At 55.5% G+C, this 2,687-nt stretch carries 1 pseudogene; it reads right to left on the reverse strand.

What is annotated here, in order from left to right:
* Nucleotides 1–2,687, reverse strand: a pseudogene (locus tag H8S52_RS19515) (hypothetical protein); the annotation flags it as partial.

Genomic DNA, 2,687 nt, shown 5'->3' on the forward strand with positions numbered 1-2,687 from the left:
GGATAACTGCTGTAGCAGGCGTACTTCTTGTTGTTCAAATAATCGTTGATGCCTTTGCTCCAGTAAAACGGCTCATACATCATCCAGTCTCCCTCGCTGCCGTCCAGCTTCGCCACCGTGCAATCGTTCATATCCTCCGCATCGGCATAGAAGTTCGAGCTTTCGTCATGCAGGGGGAAATAGGTCATCTCCCCGTCCGGGTTGTTCACTTCCACCTGCTGCCCGGCTATCTCCACCTTCCGGCTCGTGGGCATCCTGGTCACCTTGGCCAATACGCGGTGGCGCTTGGACAGGATGGCATTCACATGCCCGCTCATTTTGTACGTATTGCCGAATTTGTACCCCGTCTTGTTGTCCAGGTTCGAAACATTGGCATCGTCGGCCACACTGTCGTCAAACTCAATCATCGTATAGGGCGGCTGCTTGATGGTCAGTTCCGGATAACGGGCGGCATACTTCTCCAGTTCCTCATCAGCCAGATACTTCGTCAGGGTCAGCTTGCCCCTCAGTCCCGAATGCCGGTCATCCACGGCACCCGTCTGCGTATACGTTCCGTAGTCGTAATACTTCTTCAGCAGGGTTCCGTCGTCTTCCCGGTCTATCTCCAGCACGAAGCGTTCCAGCTTGCCGCTGCCGTTCAGTCTGGCCTGGTGAAGGCGTTCCAGCATAGCGAACCCGTCGATGCCGGGGCAGTTGGTGTAGCGGTAGCCCCGCACATTATTGATGCCTTCCAGTATCAGGCCACTGTCGGACAGCTTGGTCAGATATTCCAGGAACAGTTCCTCAATCGTGTCCGGCAGGCATAACTGCACAACGGGCGCACCGGTGGCCAGTTTCACACGGGTCAGCCCCGTACCCCTCACGTCCAGTTTCTTCAGGCGGCCCTGCCAGCTCAAGTCCAAAGTAGCCACATTGCCGTTGTCCCCGTTCCGGGCCAGCCGGTTGTTCCGCATGTTCACTTCTTCCAGAAGCAGCATGCCGTTCGTCGAAGCCATGAACGAGCCATTCCGGTAACCGCTGGCTTTCTCCACGCTCATGTCGAGTTTTACCAGTGAGGTCAGCAGACCGAAGTTGAAGCCGATTGCGAACGCATCCTCATGCCAAACCAGTTCCTTGACTTTCGCCGCACCGATGATCTTCAACGGGTCATTTTCACCGAAGGCACGGGTCAGCTGCAACGAGTGGAGCACGTCCGCATCCACCACGCCGCTGTCGGCCTGCACGCCGTTGCTGGTGGAAAGCTGCACACGGTACGGAATGGTCAGACGGTACTGCATCGGTTTCAGCGTGTAGGCCTTGTCCAGCGATGCCGTACTCTGGTAGAACTGGGCACCCAGCGTGGATACATAGCCGTACTCCACCTGCTTCAGGTCATACCGGCGTTGGATGAAGTAGTTCCGGTGTGCTTTCAACGAACCCTTCAGACCGTAGATTTGCGGATAGGTCTGTTTGGCTCCGTCCGCACCCACCGGCATTTCGTTCAGGAACGGATAGATGTATTTGAAGATGCCGGACTTGTTATAGAGGCGCGAGCACCACTTCTTCATCTGTTCGGTATCGAAATGGTCAATGGCTTTCTGGATACTGAAAGCACTCATGAAGCTTGCGCCCCCGTTCCATCCGCTCACCATAATCTCCACAATCATGTCCCAGCAATTGGCCACGATGAGGTTCCACAGCCACGAGTTATGACCCTGCATCACATAAGCCCCGTCGCGCTTCGTCTGGCGGTTGTCGTCATACTTCCCGGTCAGGAACGACTTGTTGTCAGAACCGAGCTGGCAGTCGCCGTCATAATAGTCAATCAACCATTTCACACCGTCCCATGTGCGGATAAGCATGTTCTTCGCAAGCTGGTCCACGCCGAGGTTGAACTGCACGTACAGATAGTAGGCAATCAGGTGGGGAAGGTCGAAATACTTCGATGCCTCTTTCCTGAACGTATCGCTCTGCCACTTGGCGGTAGGGAACTTGTCGCCGTCGTCCTCATAGTCCACCCCCTCGAACGAATGGGATTCCGTGCTGTAAACCATGTTCCTGCCCGCAGGCGTTTCCTTTACGCACCGGTAGACGAAACTCATCATGCGGTCGGTGGCCTTGTACATCTTGTCGTACTTGTCACCGGTACCGAGGTGGTCTTTCAGGTTCGGTTCTTCCTCCGCGTCACCGCCTCCGTCCGACCAGAAGGTATCTTTCGGATGATTAAATTCCAGTCCTCCGTCAAAGTTGTAGTCCATGAAATCCTTATGCTCCGGTTCGGTACTCGGCAACCAGTGGAACAGACACAGCGGATTGGAGTTGTTCAGCGTCTCGAAGCAGACGGGCAGGTACTGCTTGTGTCCTTCCTCGTCGGCTTCCAGGTAGTTCAGCGTGTCGCCCTCGCCCCATTTCTCGCCGCCGATGGTCTCATCCTGCCCGAAGATGGGGTAGCTGTCGCTCTTCTCGTTGTTCATGTTGTACTGGCCGTAATAGGTCAGGTCTTCGTCGGCACTCTTCGCTACGAACAGGTCGCACGGCAGGCCGTCGATGGCCGAACGGTAATCGTCCTTCAGCCCATGGTCTTTGGCGTAACGCTGGGCAGGCGTAAGCAGCCCCATCTCTTTCAGTCCGTCATTGATAAGCTTCGCACCTCCGGTATTGGTGGTCATGGACGAGTCCGAGAAGTCGCATTTGGAACATGCCAGCTT

Source organism: Bacteroides sp. NSJ-48, assembly GCF_014287405.1.
In the GTDB taxonomy this organism is placed as follows: domain Bacteria; phylum Bacteroidota; class Bacteroidia; order Bacteroidales; family Bacteroidaceae; genus Bacteroides; species Bacteroides stercoris.